The 23975-nt window shown below is 49.0% G+C and carries 20 protein-coding genes and 1 pseudogene; 11 read left to right on the top strand and 10 right to left on the bottom strand.

Annotated features, from left to right (window positions below):
• Window positions 1-142: 142 nt before the first annotated feature.
• From LKE33_01295 to LKE33_01265, 7 genes and pseudogenes are all read right to left on the bottom strand, one after another.
• On the bottom strand, window positions 143-1450 hold the full coding sequence (locus LKE33_01295) for a 2-hydroxycarboxylate transporter family protein (GenBank protein MCH3949561.1): 1308 nt from the start codon (window positions 1448-1450) through the stop codon (window positions 143-145).
• 170 nt (window positions 1451-1620) lie between these two features.
• Entirely contained in the window at window positions 1621-3183 is a 1563-nt protein-coding gene (citF, locus tag LKE33_01290; protein ID MCH3949560.1) for a citrate lyase subunit alpha, read from the bottom strand.
• 307 nt (window positions 3184-3490) lie between these two features.
• A complete protein-coding gene (locus tag LKE33_01285) occupies window positions 3491-3649 on the bottom strand; it encodes a hypothetical protein (GenBank protein MCH3949559.1) in 159 nt (52 codons plus the stop codon).
• Window positions 3650-4491 (bottom strand): annotated as a pseudogene (locus LKE33_01280) (biotin-dependent carboxyltransferase family protein).
• The gene (pxpB, locus tag LKE33_01275) at window positions 4482-5258 is read right to left on the bottom strand and encodes a 5-oxoprolinase subunit PxpB (protein ID MCH3949558.1); all 777 of its coding nucleotides are present in this window, start codon (window positions 5256-5258) and stop codon (window positions 4482-4484) included. Before pxpB ends, LKE33_01280 begins: the two are co-directional and overlap by 10 nt.
• Before the next feature lie 311 nt (window positions 5259-5569).
• On the bottom strand, window positions 5570-6337 hold the full coding sequence (locus tag LKE33_01270; protein ID MCH3949557.1) for a LamB/YcsF family protein: 768 nt from the start codon (window positions 6335-6337) through the stop codon (window positions 5570-5572).
• A gap of 518 nt (window positions 6338-6855) precedes the next feature.
• Window positions 6856-7977, bottom strand: a complete 1122-nt coding sequence (locus LKE33_01265) for a CapA family protein (protein ID MCH3949556.1) — start codon at window positions 7975-7977, stop codon at window positions 6856-6858.
• Window positions 7978-8528: 551 nt separating this feature from the next.
• Between LKE33_01265 and LKE33_01260 the strand changes: the two genes are divergently transcribed.
• From LKE33_01260 to LKE33_01245, 4 genes are all read left to right on the top strand, one after another.
• Complete coding sequence (locus LKE33_01260) at window positions 8529-9884, top strand: MATE family efflux transporter (protein ID MCH3949555.1); 1356 nt, start codon at window positions 8529-8531, stop codon at window positions 9882-9884.
• A 2-nt stretch (window positions 9885-9886) separates the two neighbouring features.
• A complete protein-coding gene (locus tag LKE33_01255; GenBank protein ID MCH3949554.1) occupies window positions 9887-10594 on the top strand; it encodes an N-acetylmuramoyl-L-alanine amidase in 708 nt (235 codons plus the stop codon).
• Complete coding sequence (locus LKE33_01250) at window positions 10591-11466, top strand: class A beta-lactamase-related serine hydrolase (protein MCH3949553.1); 876 nt, start codon at window positions 10591-10593, stop codon at window positions 11464-11466. The genes LKE33_01255 and LKE33_01250 overlap by 4 nt, the downstream gene beginning before the upstream one ends.
• 511 nt (window positions 11467-11977) lie before the next feature.
• Window positions 11978-13231, top strand: coding sequence for a hypothetical protein (locus tag LKE33_01245; protein MCH3949552.1), 1254 nt, complete (start codon window positions 11978-11980; stop codon window positions 13229-13231).
• Between the two features lie 21 nt (window positions 13232-13252).
• Here the strand turns inward: LKE33_01245 and LKE33_01240 are convergent, their stop codons facing one another.
• Window positions 13253-14278 carry a hypothetical protein gene (locus LKE33_01240; GenBank protein MCH3949551.1) on the bottom strand — a complete coding sequence of 342 codons (1026 nt, stop codon included), beginning with the start codon at window positions 14276-14278 and terminating at the stop codon, window positions 13253-13255.
• Between the two features lie 221 nt (window positions 14279-14499).
• Here LKE33_01240 and LKE33_01235 point away from each other — a divergent pair, with 221 nt between their 5' ends.
• The 5 genes from LKE33_01235 to LKE33_01215 all read left to right on the top strand — a co-directional run bounded on the left by LKE33_01235 (window position 14500) and on the right by LKE33_01215 (window position 18353).
• Complete coding sequence (locus LKE33_01235; protein MCH3949550.1) at window positions 14500-15336, top strand: zinc-ribbon domain-containing protein; 837 nt, start codon at window positions 14500-14502, stop codon at window positions 15334-15336.
• A gap of 12 nt (window positions 15337-15348) precedes the next feature.
• Window positions 15349-16269 carry a class A beta-lactamase-related serine hydrolase gene (locus tag LKE33_01230; GenBank protein ID MCH3949549.1) on the top strand — a complete coding sequence of 307 codons (921 nt, stop codon included), beginning with the start codon at window positions 15349-15351 and terminating at the stop codon, window positions 16267-16269.
• A 19-nt stretch (window positions 16270-16288) separates the two neighbouring features.
• The gene (locus LKE33_01225; protein MCH3949548.1) at window positions 16289-17005 is read left to right on the top strand and encodes a DUF805 domain-containing protein; all 717 of its coding nucleotides are present in this window, start codon (window positions 16289-16291) and stop codon (window positions 17003-17005) included.
• A gap of 128 nt (window positions 17006-17133) precedes the next feature.
• Window positions 17134-17685 (top strand): SH3 domain-containing protein, encoded by a 552-nt coding sequence (locus tag LKE33_01220; GenBank protein ID MCH3949547.1) that lies wholly within the window; start codon window positions 17134-17136, stop codon window positions 17683-17685.
• Window positions 17682-18353, top strand: coding sequence for a L,D-transpeptidase (locus tag LKE33_01215; GenBank protein MCH3949546.1), 672 nt, complete (start codon window positions 17682-17684; stop codon window positions 18351-18353). The genes LKE33_01220 and LKE33_01215 overlap by 4 nt, the downstream gene beginning before the upstream one ends.
• A 171-nt stretch (window positions 18354-18524) precedes the next feature.
• Here LKE33_01215 and LKE33_01210 read toward each other — a convergent pair whose 3' ends face one another.
• The gene (locus tag LKE33_01210; GenBank protein ID MCH3949545.1) at window positions 18525-19532 is read right to left on the bottom strand and encodes a LysR family transcriptional regulator; all 1008 of its coding nucleotides are present in this window, start codon (window positions 19530-19532) and stop codon (window positions 18525-18527) included.
• Between the two features lie 175 nt (window positions 19533-19707).
• Here LKE33_01210 and LKE33_01205 point away from each other — a divergent pair, with 175 nt between their 5' ends.
• Window positions 19708-21045 carry a GntP family permease gene (locus LKE33_01205; protein MCH3949544.1) on the top strand — a complete coding sequence of 446 codons (1338 nt, stop codon included), beginning with the start codon at window positions 19708-19710 and terminating at the stop codon, window positions 21043-21045.
• A 313-nt stretch (window positions 21046-21358) separates the two neighbouring features.
• Window positions 21359-22342, top strand: coding sequence for a gamma-glutamyl-gamma-aminobutyrate hydrolase family protein (locus tag LKE33_01200; GenBank protein MCH3949543.1), 984 nt, complete (start codon window positions 21359-21361; stop codon window positions 22340-22342).
• Window positions 22343-22862: 520 nt separating this feature from the next.
• On the opposite strand, the gene LKE33_01195 is transcribed toward LKE33_01200, so the two are convergent.
• Window positions 22863-23705: a pirin family protein gene (locus LKE33_01195; GenBank protein ID MCH3949542.1), complete on the bottom strand. Its 843-nt coding sequence runs from the start codon at window positions 23703-23705 to the stop codon at window positions 22863-22865.
• Window positions 23706-23975 lie beyond the last annotated feature (270 nt).

Here is a 23975-nt window from a genome sequence, read left to right as displayed (position 1 = left end):
GTTCGTAGAAAAATGCCCTGGCAATTTTTCTTCCACGAGCGACCCGCGGCCAGCGACCGGCGACCAGCGTAAAAGGGGCTGTGAAATAATGCACACACATTATTTCACAGCCCCTATTTTTTTGTCTACACAAGTTTTTTACTTATTTCAGGAAAGCACCGAACAGTACGGAACCGATAATCAGTACGATACCACCGCCAAGACGGCTGGAGAGCTGTGCATAAGCAATCAGGCCCATACGGTGAGAAGCACCCAGAACGGCGAGGTCACCGGAACCACCACGGTTAGCCATGCAGAGGCCGGCCGTAATAGCAGAGTCGATCGGATAAAAACCAACGAGGTTACCAACGATAGCGGAACCGATGATGGCACCTACAACGATGAGGAACGCAATAACAACGTTGCTCGGGTTGATAGCAGCAATCAGCTGGTTCAGGTTCGTGTCGGCACCGACGCCGACCATGATGACGAGTACCAGGCAGGAGCTCATGAAGGACTGCAGGCGCTTAGCAGCGGCCTTGGTCTTTTCAGGAACAATACCCAGCATAGCAGCGATGGTGACAAGGATGATCATCCAGGCGAACGGGTGAATAGCAACACCGAAGACCGTCGGCAGAATAGCTTTGCCCATCAGACGGCCTGCTGCATAGAAGCCAACGCCCATGAAGAAGGCACCGCCAATATCCTTGATGGTCGGAATAGCATCGGTCTTTTCAGCTTCAACTTCTTTACCGGAGGTGCGCATCAGCGTGTTGCCGTCACCGGTGAGTTCAGGATGTTTATGACCAAGCTGATCCAGAAGGGCTGCCGTCAGGATGGCGAAGATATTTGCAATGGTCAGAATGGTAATAGCGAAGGTGTAGTAGTTTGCCGCCTTATCGCCTGTAATGGTTTCATAAATCTGAGACAGAGGAACTGCACCGGCGCCGTTGCCGCCGCCCATGATAGGAAGTACGTAGTTCAGGAGGATGTTTTGAGGATCAATCCCAAAAATGAAGCCGCCTGCAATACCGAGAATAGCAGCACCAATGAGGCCGCCGAAGATAGCCGGCAGGTATCCGGCAAAGGATCTCAGAAGGAGCTTCTTTTCCAGACCCAGGATAGAACCGCAAATCAGGAAGACGATGAAGAAGCTCAGGAAGTCGGCATCATCCATGACCAGGCTAACAGTTTTTGCGTACTTGGCCGGAATCAACTTGTTGGTAAATAAATAAGCCGATGCAATAAAGGTAAGTACCAGACCGCCGCCGATGTAGGAGTTCCAGAACGGAATTCGTTCACCGATTTCATTAAAGATAATACCAAGAGCCAACATGAAGGCAAATCCGCCGGCCAGGTCCGTGCTCAGCGAACCGGTCCATGCCCCTGCCAGGATGATGACAATGAACCCGAGGCACAATTGCCATTTCAAGCCAAAGGGGGTAAAACTTTTCTTTTTTTCGTCGCTCATAATTAAACTCCTTTCATAACTTTGATGCTAGGTGTGAGTGTGAAAACCCATAAGGTAAATCTTATGCCGGCAGGAAAGAGTTCATGGAATAGGATAAAGATGGCGGTCTGTGGTAGTGTAACTCCATGAATAAATCCTGCGTGGGGTGTCCATCACCCACGTAAAAATGGTTATATCTGAACGACAGGATCAATCTGCCGAACGATATCGATGATACTGCCGTCACGAGCTTCAATAATCCCAACAATGTGGTCCTTGAAGCGGACGGGATCGGGTGTGCCCGCGATGGCGTAGGCTCGGTCGCGCAGCTCCTCGATAGTACAGAAGGGAAGGTCAACGTCTTTCATGGCTTCCATCAGGTCCTGCCGCCTGGGATTGATGGCGATGCCGTAATCCGTGACGACAACATCCACCGTTTCTCCCGGGGTCGTGATGGTCGTGCATTCTGTCCGTACCGCTGGGATGCGGCTTTGCAGGAGGGGGACAACGACGATCGTACAGCGGGCTCCGGCGGCCGTATCCGGATGACCGCCCTGGGCGCCTGTAATCATGCCGCTTGAATCGACGACCACATTGCAGTTGAAGTGGGTATCTACTTCGAGAGAAGCCAGGATGACAAAGTCCAGGTTATTGACATAAGATCCCTTGTTGAAGGGGTCAGCATATTCGCTGGTGGAAATCTCAATGTGACGGTCGGGATGGGCCTTGATGCTCTCGATGGCACCTGTGTCAAAGACCTGGGCATCGACGATGCGGTCGATGAGTCCCTCGTCCATCATGTCGCACATGGTCTTCGTGATGCCTCCCAGGGCAAGGCCCATATGGATTCCGTCCCTACGCATGTGCTCGGCGAGGTATCCCGTAGAGGCGAGAGAGGCCCCGCCGGCACCTGTCTGGTAGGTAAATCCATCTTTATAAAAGGGGGTGTGGACCAAAAACTCTGTAGTATAGCGAGCCATAAGGAGCTTGCGCATGTCTGTCGTCGGTTTGGCAGGCCCCGTGGCAATCTTTTGGGGATCCCCGATGGCATCAACTACAACGACAGCATCGACGTCGACCATGGAAATGGAAGCGGGGATATTGGGAAAGGGTACTAGTGTATCTGTAATCGCTATGACGTAATCAGCGTATTGCGCGTCCACCATAGAATAGCTCAGTACACCGCAGTCGCTCTTTCCTCCCACAGCCCGGCAATTTCCCATCGGGTCGCAGGTGGGAGCTCCGATGAAGGCAATATCAATGTGGGTCTCTCCCGATTCGATGGCACGTACGCGGCCGCCATGGCTCCGCATAATGGCAAGATTCTTCAGCTTGCCCGTGGAGATGGCTTCACCAATTTTACCGCGGACACCGGATGATTCGATGCCCGTAATGGTTCCGTCCTCGATGTAGGGAACGATGGATTCCTGGGCCTTGCCAAGGGAGCTGGCACATATGGTGATATCTTTAAGACCAAGTTCGTGAACGGCATCCATGACAAGGGAAACGACATAGTCGCCTTCCCGGAAATGATGGTGAAACCCGAAGGTCATGCCATCGTGGAGATTACAGGATAGAAGCGCTTCACGCAGGGAGGCTTTCACTTTACTGCGCCGGGGACTTACCTGGGCCCGTGCCTTGTGGACAGCCTTTTGATAAAGGATTCCGTCCTTATGGAAACTGCCCCGGAAAATATCTTTTCCCGTTTGAGCGAGAAGTCCATCTGGAATGTCACGGCCGACTGCATTTTTCATCGTGCTGCCTCCTTGTTATTACACGCCTCTAATGTTTTCTAAAAAAATCGTAACACAGTTTGAAACGTGCCTCAAATAAGAAGTTGAGAATAATCACATAAGGGAAAAATTATAAAAGTAATGCAGAAGTAGAATTTAAGCCGCTTCCGGAAATTGCCTAAAAATTCTTAAATTACGTGAAATAAAGATAACTCTAAAATCCTGCAAAATTTTTGCCTTTTTCAGCAGAAAAAGGAATAAAAAATAGGGCTGCGATTATATTTTCGCAGTCCTATTTTGATTCATGGTTGTATTCGTCTGACGTACACTATAACAACCGCTCCATTTGAGGGATATGGTCTGCCAGCATCTTAAGATACTCTTCCTCGTGGATAAAGGACGTCTCAGCTTCTTCCATTGTCACTTTCTTAAAGCGTATGGTTTTGCCGGGCAGCAGCTGTGCCAGATGCGGGATATCAGACATCATGACTTGCCCGATTTTGGGGTAGCCTCCTGTCGTCTGTCTGCCATGAGTATGATGGGTTTGCCATCCGGCGGAACCTGGATGGCTCCCAGATTAATGGGTTCGGAAATCAGATCCTTCTTTTCCTTGAATTCCAGCTGTGGGCCTTCCATGCGGTAGCCCATGCGGTCTGCATTGGCAGTAATGGTGTAGTCGGAAGAGAAGAAGGTAGAGATTCCCTTTTCCGTGAACCAGTCATACTGGAGTCCCTCGGTGACGTGTATCGGTGCATCTTCAAAGATATAATCGCAGTCGATGGACCAGGGTGCTGCACCGAAAGGAGCTCCCTGTTTAGCCCTTCTGGAGAGACGGTCTCCCAGTGCTTTCTGGGCGGGAGAGAGTGCCCCGAGACTGAGCTTGTCGCCGTCCTTTAAGGCGCGGCCTTGATAGCCGCCCAGTTTGGCGCGGAGATAGGTGCTTTTACTGTTCATGACAATGGGAACATCAAAACCGCCGGCCACAGCCATATAGGCACGGGCTCCTTTTTTGGCAAACCCAAAACTCAATTGGGCATCCCGCGTGGCACAAACCGGTTTATAACGAGGAACGGGAATCCCGTTCAGCCGTGCGCCCATATCGGCACCTGTCAGCGCAAAAACGAGTCCTGCCGGCACTTTTAACAAAGCACCGCTGAGCGTCATTTCAAGGCACCCTTCATTGACAGAGTTTTGAACGAGCATATTTCCGATTTTGAGGGAAACCGGATCCATGGCGCCGCTCACAATGACGCCGTACTGCTGATATCCATGCCGCCCCAGATCCTGGATTGTTGTCAGAGAACCGCCCTTGATGAATTCTATTTGCATGGCTGTGCCCCTTCTTTCTGTGAAATTTCCTGGTATTCCTCGCTGCTGACTGCATAAAATTTTACGTGGTCACCTGAATGGAGCACGGTCGGATCTTCTTTGTTTTCAGGACGGAACAGTTCCAGCGGCGTGCGGCCTATCAGATTGAATCCGCCAGGCGATTCCATGGGATAGATGCCGGCCTGGGCTCCGCCGATGGCTACACTGCCCTTCGGGATGACGAGGCGCGGCGTCTTGCGGCGCGGCGTGGCCAATGTTTCCGGCAGTCCTCCCATGTAGGGATAGCCGGGGGCGAAACCAATCATATAGACGAGATAATCTGCTTCTGTATAGATGCGGATGACTTCTTCCGGTGTCAGGTGATGCTGGGCCGCCAGGTCATCCAGATCAGGTCCGTATTCCCCTCCGAAGCAGACCGGGATCTTGACGACAGGGGAGTCGGCGTTGTCCGTGAGTACGATGTTTTTGAGCAAGGTCTTCACATGGTCCATTACTGCGGAATAACCTTTGCTTTCTGCAAGGTCCGTGCTGGTGGATTCCCTGACAGCTGCAGCCGGATTGTAGAAAATGGTAACGCCTGTATAACCTGTATAAGAAGCTGTGCACTCGATTATACCGGGAAAAGGCTGCGCCTTGAGCTCTTTCATCAGAGCTGAGGTGCAGCGCAGGATTTCGGGAGAAATGACATTACCAAATGAAACCATGAGTGCCGTTTCGCCTACGGGGTGAAAAGATGCCTGCTTCAGATAGTCTTCTGCAGTTTCCATAGTTGTTTCCTCCTCCGGGAAAGTACCGGAGCAGCCGGTACATTTTTAGAAATTGAATGAAACGAAGAACAGCGAGCAATTTCCATAGGAAAAGCCCGCTGTTTCCATTTTTTGCAATCAGAATGATAAGAGAATATTAGTATGTCCGATATAGGCAAATAAGGCTGCGGTGGAAACCATAAATCCGGTAATGACATACAAACATACCGCCTCAGAATATGCGACTTTCTTTACCATAACTAATACCCCCTCTGCACCTACTTTTCTGACGCATGCTTCTTTCATCACAGAAACACAGCGTCTGTTATTTTCTATTTAATGAAACTGCCGGAAGCAGCAATTTCTACACCTTTGGCCTGTAACGTTTCACGGATCTTGGTTACAAAGGCCAGCGCCTTGGGCCCGTCTCCATGCACACAGATAGAATCGGCCTCAATCGGAATGACCTTGCCGGAAAGCGTTGTCACTTTGTGATCGATCACCATGGAAAGAACCTGGGCGATGGATTTTGCTTCGTCCGTAATCATGGCGCCGGGCTGTGAACGCGGGGTCAGGCTGCCGTCGTCCTGGTAACTGCGGTCAGCGAAGACTTCGCAGGCTGTTTTGAGGCCAATCTTCCGGGCTGCCTTGATACTTTCCGTACCTGGCTGCGCGTAGAGAATCAGGTCTTTATCGACATCGTAAACAGCCTGGGCAATGGCTTCCGTCAGGGCTGCGTCCTTGGCTGCTGTATTGTAGAGTGCCCCATGGGGCTTGACGTGCTGGAGCTTTGAACCAGCGGCTTCAGCGAAAGCAGCGAGAGCCCCGACCTGATAGATAATCATGGCATACACATCGGCAGGCGAAGCAGCCAGCTTGCGGCGTCCGAAGCCGACCAGATCCGGATAACCAGGGTGGGCACCGATGGCTGTACCGTTTTTTACAGCCAGTGCAACCGTCTTTTGCATAACGGCAGGATCACCGGCATGAAAACCACAAGCAATATTTGCCGAGATAATGAGCGGAATGATTTGGTCATCCATGCCGATTTTATAGTTACCGAAACTTTCACCTAAATCTGAATTCAAATCAATTTTCATGGCGCTGCCTCCCAAATTCATGTTGACTTTATTATAATGTATTTTCTTAAAAAGTGAATAAAAAACGTAAAAATGAAATTAATATTCATAAATTTATGCAAAATCTGTATCAAATTTTATATAAAAGTTTTTGCATTATCCTCTTTTTTGGACTGAATTATACGGAAAAGCTGATATAAAGCGGACTTAGCAATATACCTTTAAACAATAAATTTTTCGTATTCTTAAAGAAAATACGAACATTTAAGACATGGACTGAGAAAAATAAAAAGCGCTTCTGGCCTTTGGCGTTTATCCTCGGTTGCAGCAGTGTATTAAAGCTTTTGATTAAATAAAATATGATGTAAAAGCTGAAATTTAGCAGATAACCCAAATTTTAGATTTTATTTTTATAAGTTCGAAGAAAAATGACTTGGCCATTTTTCTTCCATGGGCGGGCTGCGGACGGCGGAGTGAGGAAAGCGTGAAAACGGGGCTGTGAAATAATGCGTATGCACTATTTCACAGCCCCGTTTTCATTATATCGATCTTTCTTTAATTTTTGCTTTTACCCTTGCGGCTTCATCCCCGGTAAGTATGACAGGCCGATAGTCATTGTACCAGGGCGTGGAGGAGATGCGGGCCGGAATTGTTTCTCCCGTTTCGATGCTGTCAAGCTGGCCGTTTTTGAAGGTAAAGGTCTGACGGAAAATCATGGTATCTTTGTCGCTGGGATTGCTGTTTCCGCCAAAACAGAAATTACCCAGGCTGTAGCAAATGGTGCGTCCGTTATATGTTTCAGTGCCCTGAATGACGTGCGGATGGGAACCCAGCACAAGATGGGCACCGTTATCAATGGCGGTATGGGCAAGATAACGCTGGTCTTCGTCCGGATAAGTATCAAGTTCCGAGCCCCAGTGAAAATAAACGATGATAAGCTGTGCTCCCTGATCCTTGACTTTCTGCAGCTGCGGAAGGAGCACACTTTCCGCACTGCCTTCGAGTACGTTGATACCGACAAGCCCTACAGGAATATCCTTGACTGTCATGACCGGGCTCTCTTCATATCCAAAAAGCATGATGCCGGCATTTCCCAGCGTCAGAAAGGTATCCCAGAAGGCATCATTTCCGTAATCAAAACTGTGGTTGTTAGCCAGCGAGGCAGCTTCTACGCTGCCTTCCTTAAGAACGTTGACATAATCGGGACTGCCTTTAAAAGCAAATGTCTTTTCAGCCCGGGTAGTTCGGTTCGTCAAAGGACCTTCCATATTGACGATGGTCAGGTCATCATTTTGGAAAACATCTTTGACACCCTGCAGAAAAACGGAGGCGTCGCCTGCTTCATCGTAGGCAGCGGGGAAAGTACCTTCATAACCGAAGTGTTCATCCGTGCCAAGTGTGCAGTCACCGGCGGCCGTAATGGTAAGCGTCGTGATTCTTGTCAGAGGGTCCCGGACAGCTTCCATCGGTTTGGCAGAAAGCTGCGAGTCTATGTTAGCCGGCTGCGGCTGTACAGGGGCAGATGTCAGTTCCACTTGCTGAACGCTGGGGTAGGAGAGTGTTTTTTCGGCTGTTGTAGCAGTGTTCGCCGATGGCAGTTCGAGTAAGGTAATGATTGCAAGCAGTACAGGAATGCAGATTTTTTTAGAAAAAGAGGTCAACTTACGTTCAGTCCTTTCTTAAAGGATATGGCGGGGAAGTGGTTGGTCGTTGGTGATTAATACACTTGTGCGGGCAGATTATCAGGTAAAATGCCAAGGGCAGATAGCCGATAGCAGTTAGCTGATAGCGAAAAATAAAAATGCGCATATAGCGTTTGGCCTATGGCATTTAGCCCCGCCTGCACTCAAGACGCTGTTTTTATAAATTCAAAGGAAAATTGCCGTGGTAATTTTCCTTCCACCGGCGGAATACGGGCTGCGGACGGCGGAAAGCGTTTTTTTTTGCTATCTTTCGCCGCTTCGTGGCCTCCTCCTTCTGACTGCGTGGAAGGAGGTGACAGAGGAATGCCAAACCTGGCGGTTTGGTTTAATTAATGCAACCCGCGACACGCGGTCTTTCTTCCATTATACTTATTTTTGCCATACAGTAAACAGCAGGGAATGCCGAGATACAGACAGTATCAGCAGTCATGAACGGACTGATCGTTTTCAAAAATCTTCCGAATGCTTTATACTATACGTGACATCTATTTTTTCGAAAAGGAGGCAGAATGATGCAGGATATGACTACCGGCAGTCCGCTGAAACTCATCCTGACGTTCAGTCTGCCTCTTTTGCTGGGAAATTTATTTCAGCAGGCTTATCATCTGGCGGATGCCGCCATTGTAGGTCAGACACTGGGATCCATGGCCCTTGCCGCCGTCGGCTCCACATCAAGTGTACAGTTTCTTGTGACCGGATTTTGTCAGGGCCTCTGCCTGGGGTTTGCCATTCCGGTGGGACAGCGCTTCGGGGCAAAAGATTTGCCGGAAATGCATCGGTACGAGGCCGCAGGCTCCCTGCTTGCTGTACTCATTGCTTTGCTTTTGACAGCAGGAACCGCCTTTTTTTGCCGCAATATCCTGCATATGCTTCAGGTGCCGCAGGAAATTTTTGAAGCTTCCTGGCAGTACCTTTTCGTCATCTTTCTCACCATCCCTTTTACCATTATGTATAATTGGCTGGCCGGCATCATGCGTGCGGTCGGGGACTCAAGGACGCCTTTTCTGTATTTATCCGCGGCCTCGCTGCTCAATATTGTGCTCGATTGTCTTTTCATCATTGTATTTCATCTGGGTGTCTTCGGGGCGGCACTGGCAACTTCGATTTCTCAGGCTGTATCGGCCTTTTTGTGCCTGCGCGCTGTTATGCGTAAGTTTCCGGTGCTGCATATCGCTTCCGAGGAACGAAGACTTTCGTTCTCCCATGGCCGTGAGCTCTTAACGATGGGCGTTCCTATGGGCATGCAATGGTCTGTGATTGCCATCGGTGCCATGGTGATGCAGAGCGCTAATAACAGTCTGGGAACGCTTTATGTAGCGGCCTTTACGGCTGCTTCCAAAATCAAACAGTTTGCCCTGTGTCCTTTTGACGCCATTGCGACTTCTGTTTCTACTTTTGTGGCGCAGAATTATGGCGCCCGGCAAATGCAGCGAATCCGTCAGGGACTTCGCAAGGGACTGGCAGCTGCTGTGGGATACGGTCTTTGCGCGGGGATTATGATGGTTTTATTTGATGAACCGCTGAACCGGCTTTTCCTGGATGAGTCCCATGTGGGTGAGCTGTACTTTGCATCGTTGTATTTACGCAGACTGGGGTACTGTCTCTGGCTTTTGGGCATTACGAACGTATGCCGCGGCGGACTGCAGGGCATGGGGTATGCCGGCCGGGCGATGGATACGGGGCTTATCAGCATGGCAGGCCGCATCGTCGTTTGTATCGGCTTTGTCGGTGCACTCGGATATGACGCCGTTACATGGGCGGATCAGATTGCCTGGTTTGCCGGAGCCTGTGCTTCTATTCCTGTGCTGCGGCAGTCACTCAAAGAAACGGAAATCGCTTTTGCAAAGGATAAAAAAGGAGAATAATCTTGAAAAAAATTGCGTTGATGGTACTTATTTTTGCACTGGGTGTGAGCGCCTGTGCTTCTTCCCAGAAGGCAGTACCCAAAGAAACACCGCAGAGCGCGGCGCCGGTCGTACAGGAAAAAGCTATCGAAAAACCGGCTATTGTAGAAAAGCCGATTGCCTTTACCGATAAACGGCGACAACTGATGAGAGAATATTCCCGCATCCATTACGGGCAGGAAATGGAGACAATCGAGCCGAAGGCTGTTGTCGTGCACTGGACAGCTTCAAATTCCATGGAAGGGGTGTACCGTTTCTTCTATGATGAGGAGAAAAAGAGCCTGAAGAATGGTACCCTGAACGTCGCTTCTCACTATCTTGTCGGCAAGGACGGGACAATTTGGCAGCTGACGCCGGAGACAGCGCTGAACCGCCACGCTATCGGCCTTAACTGGTGTGCCATCGGTATAGAAAATGTCGGCGGAGTGGACGGCCGGGAAGATTTGACGGAAGCTCAGCTCGAAGCCAATATCAAACTGATTTCCTATCTTCACAAAAAGTATCCCACGATTACCTGGGTCCTGGGGCATTACCAGCAGGACAAGGCCATGCATACAGAACTCTGGAAAGAAAATATCAAGGGTTATTATCATGGTAAAATCGATCCGGGCCCCATTTTTATGAAAGGCCTTAAAAAGGGTCTCAGCAAGGAAGGAGTGAAGTTCTTTTGAAACTGAAAAAAGTTTTATCCGGCCTCCTGGCAGCAGGGCTGCTTCTGCTCCCGCAGGCTGTGTTTCCGCCTGTGGCAGCGGCGGCACAAAATACGGCGGCTGCGGTGCAGTTAAGTCCGCGGCTTAAAAGAGTAGCGAGCATCATCGCTGCGGCAGCTCCGTGCCGCGTTTATTTTTCGGATCTTTCGTCAAAGTATAGCTTTCACCGCGGCAATGAGGCCATGTCTTCGGCCAGTATGATTAAAGTATTTATTCTTGCCAAAGCGTATCAGGATATTGCGGATGGTACCCTCAGCCGGGACGAAACTTTTACACTCTCCGATGAAAACGTAGTAGGCGGCTCGGGAACGCTGCAGAGTTTGCCGTATGGCACCAGGGTATCGCTGAAAAAAGTCCTGGAAACGATGATTATCGACAGTGATAATACGGCGACTAATATCATGATTGAACGGCTGGGCATGAACAATATCAATGCTTACATGCAGGCACACGGTTATCAGCACAGCGTTTTGAAACGTAAAATGATGGATTATGATGCCATTGCGGCGGGAAGGGACAATCTGACGAGTGTTCGGGACGTCGGACTTCTGTTCAAGCGTCTCTATAAAGGAAAGTGTGTAAATAAAGCGCTGGATGATGAGATGCTGTCCATCTACAAACGTCAGACCGACAATGACAAAATTCCGGCCGGGCTGCCGGCAGGGACTGTCGTCGCCCACAAGACCGGGGAAGTGAACGACGTGCGGCATGACGGCGGTATCGTCTATACCCCGAAAGGAAATTACGTACTCGTCATCTTCACATCAAACTATTATCCTTATGAGGATATGGCAGCGCTGTCAAAGAAAATCTATGATGCTTATGTAGAGTAAGGCTGAATTAAAAAATCGAGGACTGTTATAATGGCAGTCCTCGATTTTTGCTTTAAGACTACAAAACTAGCTTCTGAAATTTACATCGGATGCAAAAAAAGCCCTTGTTCGCAGTTTGCTCGTGGAAGCAAATAGATCCTTAATTTGCAAAGGAAGAAAACTAACGATTATCCGGAATCTTCTTCAAGAATTTGTACAAAGCAGCTACATGTACTAGTGTGCTAACCTAAACACTACTCACTAACCACTGTCCCGCCACAGGGGTGAGGCTAAATGCGCATTTTTATTTTTCGCTGGCTGCAGCTATCTGCTAACTGCTGCCGGCTATCTGCCTTAGATTCTGCCCAACAATCTTCCTGCACTACAGTACTCAAAACTTAAAACTCAAGCCTCAAGACTTTCAACTCCTCCTCATCAACTTTTTCTATAGGAAAATTTTTCTTTTTTGGCGTACAATAAAGCAATAACTTTAAACAATAATACTGATCCAGTATGAATTGGAGGCGCTGAAATGAAGGGAATAAGAGTCGCCGCTGCTCTTGCGGCAGTTGTGATAGGCATGGGAGTGACAGGTCAGGCAGATGCTTTCGGCCGCCAGGAAAAACCTTTGGCAAGGATTGTGCTCCAAAGCGAGGGCATGCGTGTGGTTCCTTTAACGGATGCAAAATATAATCGCTATTTTGACAGGGAAACAGCTTCGCAGGCGATTCCCGAACTGATGCAGCGCGGGAAGTTCTATATTAATGGCAATGCAGTTCCAGCATCAGAGCAGGAGTTAGATGATCAATTAAAAGGAATCTACACAGTTAATGGCAGCGTTTGGCTGCAAAAACAGGAGAAAGGCTTCCTCGTAGATAAAAAGGTCTATCCTCGTTATGAAGAGGCGCTCCCGGCGCTTGCAGCACGGATTCCGGCGGGAATCGAAATCAGCCTCTACGACCATGACGGCAACGGCGCCGCAGATGAAGTCATGGCCGATGTAGTCGAAGCATTCATTCCTTCTTCCATTGTACGCAAAGGCAAGGCGTATGAGGTACGGCGTCTTGCTGACAGCGATTTCCCTCAGCCTGTGCCGGGAGAAGGGCGGCGCTATGACGGGACTCTTTTTACGGCGGAAAATCCTGTTACTGTGCCGGATTTTTTGCTGGACAAGAAACTGAAAGCAGGAGATATGGCTCTTTTTTCAAAGACCGCAAAAGGCTGGCATGTGAACCGGGCGAGAGCCGTTACGGGTATTCTTGAGGCGGCTTCCGACCATGAGTATTACCAGATCGATGGAATCAAGTATCATGACGCGATGCGTTTTTCCCGGGACAATCTGCCGATTTCCAATCGCTGCGGGGAATTTATCAACGCTCTGAAGTATTTTGGCTTTGTCGGAGGGAAGGAACAAGTTCCTGTGACGCTGTGGTTTGTGCCGACGCGTTCCGGGGAGCAGGGCGCACCGGCCGGCTTTACTTCGGGAAAGAGTGCGCCCATTATCTTAAAGAAAGCCCTGTCGGAAGCAAAAAAGGCTTTGGATTCAGCAGTGACTGGTGAAAAAGAACAGGCAGTGCCTGAAGGACACTGCCTGATGACGCAGGAAAACTACGCAGCTTTGTCGCAGCTTGTTCAAAATGGAGAAAAGATGCTGCAGCAGGGAGCTGATCCCGTTGTCATAGATTATGAAAATTATCTGCTTTATCTGGCTCTTAACGGAAGCAGTGAGGATATCGGAGCCCGTTATGCCGGGTACCGGCTTACAGGTGTTCAGTGGGCAAAATAAGTGCCGGGCTTTATTGACTTATCAGATAGTATGCCCATACCGGCTTAAATCATTGGCACTGAAATTCGAATCGTCGCTGCTGCCTTCTTCAGTACCTGCCAGCTCGATATCGTTCAGCGAGGAAAGGAGACGATTTACGACGGCTTCGTCATGCTCTATTTTTTCTTTGGCCCATTTCATCTCCCTCAAGCAGGAGAGCATAACGCCCACGTATCTGTCAATGCCAGGGGTCAGGGTAATTTCCGTGATATGATCCATGTCATCCAGTACTGCGTTTACGGTGAATACGTAGTATCTGGCATAATAAGGTGGATCTTTCACTTTCATCTGCTTCAGAAGCGTGCGGTATTCACGTCTGCCTGATGCTGAAGCCGGAAACTCAGGGTAACGTTTTTCAAGTCTGGCAAAGCGCTCTTTGTAGATTTTATTGACATCCCGGATTGCCATTTTCGTCCGGTAGCGGTCGGTTTCGGCGATGTAATGGTAAAATTCCCCGGCGTTTTTGATGGCGGTGACTTTCCAGTGACCATCAGACTGCTGCGTGAGGGCGACATGGAAATTGCGGGCAAAATCATCCGAAGCGGAAAGTGTTTCCGACGGGCGCAGAATAATGACGGCACTGCCCTTGCCGCCGGATGATTTGACAAAAGCAAACTTCATATTGAAAAAGCTCGGCTTGCCTTCAGAACTTCTTTCTTCCGCCAGGGCAGCGATGCGCTTTTCGATGCGCCCTGCTTCATTTTCCGGATGTTCCCTTATGTCGTCTGCCCGTTGGCTTGGAATATAGAATTTGGAACATTCGGCGGCAATATAAGTATCCTGGACGGCCTGGGTAATTTCGTCCGTCCCATTGCTGACGATGCTTTCCCAGTCGAGGTAGCGCTGCATTCCTGCAGCATCCTGTGCCTGACAGGCAAGCTGCAGTTTCTCGAGGGAATACTCAGGTGTCCGCGGTTTGTAAATTTTGATGTACCCCAATACCACAGCAATCACGGCCAGTACAATTGCCACGGCTCCCAGCACCCATTTCTTCATGGTTTCACTCATCAAACTTCCTCCTCTTATGTGTGCTTTTCTTCTATTGTACACCAAATTTTGAAATCAAATCCGGTTTTGTGCGTCATAAGCCAAAATACAGCAAAAACAGGTAAAAAATTTACCCATATTCGCCGAACTTGCAGGTTTACAGGAAGCCCACAGTATACTATTATTAAAGTCGTAATAAGAATTACTTTTGACATCATGCAGTGAAGAGAGGAGCTTCCCTGATGAATACTTGTCCGAAATGCGGTAAAGAAATCAAAGCTAATGAAAAATTCTGTACTTCCTGCGGAACCCCGATTGTCCGCTGCCCAAAGTGCGGTACCCCTTACCTTCCGGGGCGCAAATTCTGCACTGCCTGCGGGGCTCCTTTACAGGCTGAGGACACTCCGGGGATGGGGAAAGTCCGGCAGACGAATGTTTCTCCGGGAGGGGCAGCGGTATCCGGGCAGCATAAGCGTAATCCCCGGTACCAGGCAAATCAGGTCCCGGTTCCGCCTGTGCCGCCCCCAAATGTACAGCCGGCAAAAAAGCACAGCCTGACGGCCATCCTTCTTGCTGCGGTTCTTATTGTGGGCATAGGGGGCGGAGCCGTCTATTACAAGACTATACTCGAACCTCAGAAAAAGATTGAGCAGGAAATTCTGGCGAATGAGACAAAGAAAAAGACAGCGCAGGAACAGACTGCAAAGCAGGAAGAGGTTGTTTCCAGGATTTACGAACTGTCTTCGCGAAAAAATGAGTTCGACAGCCGCCTGACCAATGCAGCCAATACCATCAACGGAGGGGATCCCGGCGGGGCAGAGCAGCCGCTGAAGGATCTGAATAAGGACATTGATGCCGCACTGGCCGATCTAAATAAGCTCAAGGGAAATCAAGAGACGCAGAAGGTCATCGATGAACTGCGTCAGCTTTTCCAATATGAACGGCAGCGTTCTGACGGGATGCTGCGCGGAATTCAGGGAGATAGGGCCGGTTATAAGGATGGCGGCGACGCTTATGACGCTTACCATGAACTGAATGGGCGCTTTGAGAATGATTTAAGAAGTCTGCCGAAAAAGTAAGGAGACTGCAGCGTGAACATAAAACAAGCCATAGCAGCCGTTCTTTGTGCAGTGACGGTTAGTGGATGCGGCTTTTTGAAGGCGGACGTCTTTCCTGAAAAAGAACCGGGTAAGACTGTAGAAAAAACTGCCAAAACGCCGCAGGAACCACAAAAACCTGTGCGTGACCTGTCGGCCGTGGAAAAAGCCGTACAGCAGGGGAGCCCCTGTTCCCTTTACTTTGCCGATATGGAGACGGGCAAGGTTTACACGCGCAAGCCTCAGACCATGTCTTCTGCCAGTATGATTAAAGTGTTTATCCTCGCCAGAGCCTATGAGGCCATGGCTGACGGAGAGCTGAAGCGGGATGAGTCTTTTGTGCTGAGCCGTGACAATGTCGTCGGCGGTTCCGGCGTACTGCAGGGCCTGGATTACGGCACGCGGGTGTCCCTTGCCAGGGTTCTTGAAACGATGATTGTCGACAGCGACAATACGGCTACCAATATCATGATTGACCGGCTGGGTATGGATTCCATCAACCGCTACATGGAAACTCATGGCTATACTCATAGTAAACTGCGGCGCAAAATGATGGATTATGAAGCTATCCGGGCAGGACGGGACAATCTGACTGATGTGCAGGATATAGGCCTCCTTTTTACCAGACTGCATCAGGGAAAATGCGTCAGTCCGGAGCTGGATCAGGAAATGCTCGCTATTTATAAAAAGCAGAAGGACCGGGAAATTCTTCCAGCAGGAGTTCCTGCGGGTATTGAAATTGCCCATAAAACGGGCGAAGTCAACGATGTACGTCATGACGGGGGTATCGTTTACTCTCCGAAAGGCGCGTATGTGCTGGTAATTTTTTCCGGGAACTATTGTGCGTACAGCCGCATGGCCGATATCTCCCGTCAGGTTTACCGGGCCTACGTGGAAAGTGGAAACCCCGGCTGAAGAAAGGTGATGACAGGAAATGGCAGGATTTTGCACTCAGTGCGGCCGTGAAATTCCGGACGGTGCCCGCTTTTGCCCAAACTGTGGGGCTCCGGTAGCGGATGCGCAGGCGCAGTCATCCGCAGGTGCGGCAGGGGAAGCCTGGCAGGGCCGGAAAAACACAGCATCGGGACCGCAGCAGAAGGCCGGTTACGGCGGAGCAGGACAGCCTGACGGTAATGGCTGCGGCGGACCGGGAAACGGCGCACAGGGAGCTGCCTGGAGCGGTACGCAGGCAGGTCCGGGCGAATCCTATTACCAAGGAAACGGTTATCAGAATTATGGTTACGGTAATGCAGGCGGGCCGGCAGTGCCGCCGACGTACGAGGGCACACCGGAAGACTCTTTGCAGGATGTGTTCCTGCGTACGCGGGGCAGGCTGAACCGCAAACGCTATCTGATGCGCAGCATTGTATTTACGATTGCGTTCATGGTGATGGCCCTTATTTTTGGAGACGACGATATCTTCTCGGATACGAATGTGGCCTTTGATGCACTGGTGAACCTTCTCACGCTGCCGTTAGATATCCGGAGAGTCCATGACCTCAACAAAAGCGGATGGTTTGCGGCACTTCTTTTTGTACCGATTTTCGGAAATTTGTACTATCTTTATTTGCTTTTTGCCAAAGGCACGGTGGGTCCGAACCGCTTCGGCCCGGATCCGCTCCAACGGCCTGATTTGTATAAACAGTACTGAAGTCCAAAAAGAAAGGAATGTGAATGGTGGAAGAGATTTGTCCAGTTTGTGGTAATAAAATTAATGAGGGTGCTTCTTTTTGTACTCACTGCGGCACACGGATCCAGCGCTGCCCGAAGTGCGGAAAGGTGAATAAGGCAGAGTCGCAGTTTTGTGTGGCGTGCGGAACACCGCTGACACAAAATGCTGCCGGTTCGACTTCCCGCCGCGCACGTCAGACGGGTTCGCAGGTACCGCCTGTCCCGGCTCCGGCTGCGCCTAAGAAAAATAAGAATCCTATGATGCTGATTTTGATTGCCGTGATTATCGGATTATGTGCCGGATTCGGCGGATACTATTATTATCAGTCCGTCGTGATTCCGAAACGGCAGGCAGAAGCTGAGGCTATCAAAGTGCAGGCCAAAAATGAGGCTAAAGCCGAACTGGCTAAGCAGGAAACGGCCAAGCAGTCCGGCAGCGATGAGCAGGCAGCGCCTGCACCCAAGCCTAAGACCCGCGGCGTCATTACCGGTACCGAAGTCTACGTCCGGGAAGGGCCGGGTACGAACTACGAATCCCTGGATTATTTTGATAAAGGGGAGACTGTGCAGATCCTTAAAATTGCCGGGGACTGGTATGAAGTCAGACGCAGCAGCGGACAGGTCGGCTGGGTTTATCGGCAATACTGCAGGGCAGAATGATGATGAACCAGGAATATGGAAGAAGGCCGCGGAAGCGCAGACCGGCCTACGGTAAATTGATTTTTCTTCTCCTTGTGGTGGCTGCGGCGGCTTTTGGAGCATTTTATCTTGCCGATACAGTCGGGAACTTATTGCACAAAGAAGAATCTTCCCCACAAGCCGCTCAAACCGAGCTTGCTCCTGAAAACGCAAAGCAGGACGTGCAGAAACTGCCGGAAACGATTCCTGAGACAGCGGGAGATCATGATTATTCAATCCTGATTGTCAAGGGAGAACATACCCTGTACTTACTGGACCATGGAGAAAAAGTCGCTGCCTGGGGCTGTGCCATCGGCAAAGGTGGTGCCGGGCAGAAAACGAAACCCGGCGATAACATGACTCCGACGGGAAATTTTTACATTGATGAAATTGATGATGCGTCGTCCTGGTCCCATGATTTTCATGATGGGAAGGGCGTCATTGAGCACGCTTACGGGCCATGGTTCCTGAGTCTTGATACGACTTCTGTCAGCAAGGGAAAATGGGATGGAATCGGTATTCATGGCACCCATGATCCGGCTTCCATCGAGACCAATGCTTCGGAAGGCTGTATCCGTCTGAAAAACGAAAATCTGCGGAAACTGAAGAAAGTCGTGAAAGTAGGGACGAAAGTTACGATTGTAGAGTGAGCAAAACAAGTGATGATCCCCTGCAATATTCTTTTACGTAATTGGAAAAAAGAATACTGGTAAGATTTACGTATAAAAGAGCTGTGAAGGACGGTTGCTCCTTCACAGCTCTTCTTGATTCTAATTACGTATCTGAGGTCACATACTACCACGGAGGGACGTGATAGTAACTTAAGAATTTTCCTTCAAATAATTTTCTTGTTCTTTTTCCACCAGAAGCTTTGCATTTTGCATTTCCCGGCATGCATACTTTTTTAAGAGTTCTTTAAAATCTGTCATATAGCGAAGTGACTGACTGTCACGATGGGTAACAATGCTGATTTCCATTTCCTTATCCAAATCATTTACCCGGAAAATGTGCAGTCTGTCGCCGAATTTGTGCCCCTTTTCTTCATCTCTTTGCAGCTGACGAAGTATGGCCAGGGAGCAAAAGGTGGAGTAGTTGCCGCTGCGGCAGAGATCGAGTGTAATACTGAAATTGCTGACCTGAATGGGCATGGATGCGGAAATATGGTCTTTCATCAGGAAATTTTCCACTGCAATCGTTGAAGTGGAATTTTTATATCCCATAATCAGCGGAATGTCGGAAAGCCCTTTTAAATCAATGCGGCTTGTGTAACATTCACGAATTTTATCTTCGGTACGGGACCCGAAATACTTTTTCAGCAGTTTCTCCGGAATGACAAGATAAAGAGGTTCATTGGCAATGACTTCTTTGTCAAAGAGAGGGTGTTCTCTTGCATCTACGCCAAGAAAGAGATCGATTTCCCCGCTGAGCAGCATTTCTTCGAGTTTCTGGGTATCGTTAAGCCGTATCCTGACATCTACGTTGGGATACTTTTTTTGAAATTCCGGCACCAGGGTGGGGACGAGGAGTTCTCCGCGCGTAAGCGGAATTCCCAGCCTGAGTACACCGCGGATGCCATGGCTGATATCGGCCAGTTCGTTAATCAGACTGAGTTCCAGGGCCTGCGTTCTCGAAAGAAAGCGCAGCATGGCTGCCCCCTCGGCTGTCAAACGAAGGTGGGGGCGGCGTTCGAACAGTTTGACGTGATAGTGCGCTTCCAGACGCTTGATATGATCACTCAGGCACTGCGGAGTAACGTAGGCTCGTTCTGCAGCGCGGGAAAAATTTAATTCTTCCGCGGCGAGAAGAAACATTTCAAAAGCAGTTTTCACGATAACTCCCTTCCTTGTCGCCATGTTTTTCTCAATTATATTAAATTTGTTACCGCATTACAAGTTTTTACTTTAAATATGAGCGGTAATTATCTGATTTACTTTGGGGTATCCCTATGATATAAAGAAATTGTAAAGAATTTTCGGAAAACATTTGCGGAAAGGGTGGAATCGAATGTTTCAAATCTGGATCTTTTTAATCGGCCTCATTATTATGCTCATGATGATGATGAAAACGAAGCTGGGTCCCTTTATCTGCATGCTGATTGCCAGTCTTGGCATCGGTCTGTTCTGTGGTTTGGGGACGGATGCGACCATTAAAGCAGTCGTAGATGGTTTTGCAAAGACTTGCCGCAGTATTGGTCTGATGGTCATTTTCGGTACGATCCTCGGGATTTATCTCGAAAAATCCAAGGCATGTCAGCAGATTGCTGAAACGCTGCTGCGTTTTACGGGCACCAAAAATGCCAGCGGAGCCCTGGCTGCTACGGGCTACGTCGTCGCTATTCCTGTTTTCAGCGATGTGGCTCTGGTCTTACTTTCTCCGCTCGTGAAATCTGTGGCCCGCAAGAGTGGTAAAACTGCCTGCTCGCTGGGTGTTGTTACTGCCTGCTCGCTCCTTGCCACTAACGCATTCGTTGCACCGACACCGGCGCCGCTCGCCGTCGTCGCTGTACTGGGTCTTGATGTCGGGACTTCCATTATGTGGGGCCTTCCGGCAGCGCTCGTAGTCACCATTGCTTCCTGGGCTTTTGGTGAATTTTATCTTGCACGGAAACCGGAAAACTGGTTTGTACCCCTTGAAAATGAACATACAAATGACGAAGCAGAAGAAAATGATCCTTCCAGGATGCCTTCCTTCGTGGCTTCCATGGCACCTATTCTTCTCCCTATTGTCCTGATTTTAATGAAATCCATTGGCAAATTTATCCTGGCCAAAGGATCTCCGGCGCTTATGGTCATTAATTTCCTTGGCGATAAGAACATTGCCTTGTGCATCGGTATCCTGGCAGCAGTCCTTCTTCTCGGAGATTACCTGGAAAAAGATAAAAAATTTGCTCCTATGACGGACGCATTGACAACGGCCGGCCCGATTGTCTTTATCACGGCTGCCGGCGGCGCATTGGCCAACATCGTCAGCGTCACGGGCGTAGGTACTCAGATTGCAAATGCGCTTGCTGCATCTCCCATTCCGGTCTTTTTGATTCCGTTCCTGATTACCGGTTTTTCCAAGTTTGCCCAAGGATCCGGTTCTGTAGCAGAAATCATGGCTGCAGGCCTTGCCGTGCCGCTGTGTGAGAGTGGGCTCCTGACTCCGCTTCAGGCTTTCCTTTCTATCAGTGCCGGTGCATCTCTCGGATCTCACGTCAACAACAGCTTTACCTGGGTATTCAGCGAATTCATGGGTTATGACATCAAGACGACTATGAAAACGCTGTGCTTCTGCCAGAACGTCGTCATGTCCCTGTCTGGTCTGGCTGCGGCCTGGGTCATTGGGTCTCTTGTACATTGACAAGTTGAATTTGTAAGAAATGGAGCCATGAAGCAATGTGCAATCATTGCCTCATGGCTCTTTTTTACAGTCTGCAGGCATCAGACCTTTACAAATACAGCGAGTGAAAGTTATAAAATTATTTCGTTCGGAATAAATCTCAGTATAAGAAAATTTTATGTATAAAATTTTACACAAAATAGATTTAAGTACGGGTATTGAACGCATATACTGAAAATTTTCTTATAAATATTTATAATCCTGATAAAATTATTCATATAAAAGGTCTGCTGTCTATTCTGGCGGCAGACTTATATGAATTGGAGGGATTGTTATGAAAATCGGCTTCAAACGAAAATTCACCGCATTCTTCCTGATGATTGCCATGGCATTCTGTGCTCTTTTGCCGGCGCTCGCAATGGCTGCCGAGGCCAAAAAGCCAGTAATCGGTATTTCCTGGGAGAGCAGCAGGGATGGCTATGATAACCTGAAAAAAGTCATTGAGGCAGCCGGCGGAATTCCGGTGGAACTCAAACAGGTAACCAGCAAGGATGTCAAGTACAAAGCAGACGGTACAGTCGATGAAAGCTGCCTGGAACCCTCCGGCATGCTGAAACAAAGTTACGCCGATAAAATCAAGGCCCGCACTTACGATAAGACCAATGTGGCAGAGGTCATGAAGGGCATTGATGGTGTGTTCTTTACCGGCGGCGAAGATATCAGTCCTTCCCTTTTTAAAGTCCCGCAGAAGGAAGCTAACAAGGGAGAAGAAATCAATGCAACCCGTGATATTTCCGATTATACGCTGTGGGCATACTGCATCGATAAGAATATTCCGGCACTCGGTGTTTGCCGCGGCGAACAGATGCTGGGTATCGTTTCCGGGGTGACTTTCATCCAGGATATCCCGACCTATTATGCCGAAAAGGGCGCTGCTTATCATGACCTGCACAGAATGCCCGTGGGGGCACCGAACAGAACGTACGCCCGTCATGATATAGTCATCACCAATAAGAAGTCTCACTTGTATGAACTGGTGGGCGATACCAAGTTGGCTAACGTTTCTTCCTGGCACCATCAGGCCATTGACAGCCTGATCGGCAGCGGCCTGATCCAAACGGCTAAAACCGTTGACAACGGCGTGAGCATCGTGGAAGGCGTTGAAAATCCTTCCAAGGATTTTATCGTTGGGGTTCAGTTCCATCCCGAAAATGACTGCTCCCTGGCCATTGCCGAAGGAAAGCCTGACGAAGCGCTGTGTGACGTTGATACCTGCCTTAACATCATTAAAGGCCTGGTAAAGGCGGCAAGTAAATAACCGATGTGATAAGGGGCTGTGAAATAATGCGTGCACATTATTTCACAGTCCTTTTTCACGCTTTCCGCCGCCCGCAGCCCGCATTCCGCCTGTGGACGAAAAATGACAAGGCATTTTTCTTTGAACTTATAAAAAATAAAACCTGAAATTTAGGTTATTTGCTAAATTTCAGGTTTTACATAATATTTATTTGAATCAAAACCTTCACTACACTGCTGCAGCGAGGCTAAATACCATAAGCCAAAAGCGCCTTTATTTTCTACTAGCTGCTCGCTGCATTCTATCTCAAGAATCCGCCAAAGTAGCTGCCAGCACTACAGTGCTAACCACTCTCCACTAGCCACTATCCACTTTACTGGGCTATATGCCATAGGCCAAAAAGCCAAAAGCGCTTTTTATTTTTTCACCGGTTCTTTTTCGCTTTCGTCAGATTTGGCACTCCGCTAAGACCTTCTTCCACTTCACGCAGTGAAGTCGGAGGAAGGGGAACCGCTTGCGGTGAATGGTAGCCAACAGTTCTTCACTCTTTTGCCATTTTTTCCTTCAAAAATGTTCCTCTCCTTAATTCGGAAAAGGCTTCGTACAAACCTGCCTTGCTGTCCATGACAACCGGACCGCCCCAGTATACTGGTTCACCAAGAGCCTTGGAACTCATAAACATCACTTCGGCTCCTTCTTTTCCGCCCTGGATAGTCACTGTATCTCCTTCTGAAAACTTAACGGCTGTTTTTTCTCCGACTTCTTCTCCGCCAATGACGGCACTGCCCTGGAGGGTGAAAGCCATGCAGGAACGGTCTCTTTCAGTTTGGATGGTAAGGGATTTACCTGCTTCGATTTTGATGTGGTAGTAATCGAGGGGCAGGTGACGGCTTTCATAGCCTTTCCATGTCTTGAAGGACCCCATAAGCAGCCGAAGCGTTCCTCCGTCAAAGGGAATCTCCTGAATCTCGTTTTTCTTGATTGCGTGGTAGAGAGGAGATGACATCTTTTCCTTTGCCGGAAGGTTGAGCCATAACTGCAGACCGTATTCTCTCGGAACGGCAGGAATTTGTTCTTCGTGGAGCACACCGGACCCGGCATTCATATACTGTACTTCTCCGTCAGTAATCGTATCTTCAAATCCCATGGTATCACGATGGCTTATGCTGCCATGGGCCAGAAAGGTAATCGTCTCGATGCCTCTGTGCGGATGCATAGGGAATCCGGCAGTGTAATCATCAGGATTACTGGAATCAAAAGAATCCAGCATGAGGAAAGGATCAAAATCTTTTACCGTTTCATTTCCTAAGACGCGGATCAGATGCACGCCGGCACCATCCACAGTTGCATAACCTTTTACACGATGCGTAATTTTGCGTTCCATAATGGTAGAACCTCCTTTAATCTAAGCATACAGATTTTAAGTATCCTGACAGGCACTCTCTATCTACAGACTAGTCATTATTTAAATACGTTATTTTTAGCTTCATACACCTCCTAAAATATATCTAATTAGATATATTTTAGATGTAATATAACAGGTTTGCCATTTTTTGTCAACCATGCCTCATTACCCTGCTTCTGGCGCCATCTGTCAATGAAAAAGTCCTAAGCGCTATTTATATCCCTTCCGCTGATGGGCAGCTATCGGCTA

The organism is Acidaminococcus sp. (genome assembly GCA_022482815.1).
Classification (GTDB): domain Bacteria; phylum Bacillota; class Negativicutes; order Acidaminococcales; family Acidaminococcaceae; genus Acidaminococcus.
Note: the sequence above shows the minus strand (reverse complement) of the source record. Positions and strands in the feature narration are given on the sequence as shown.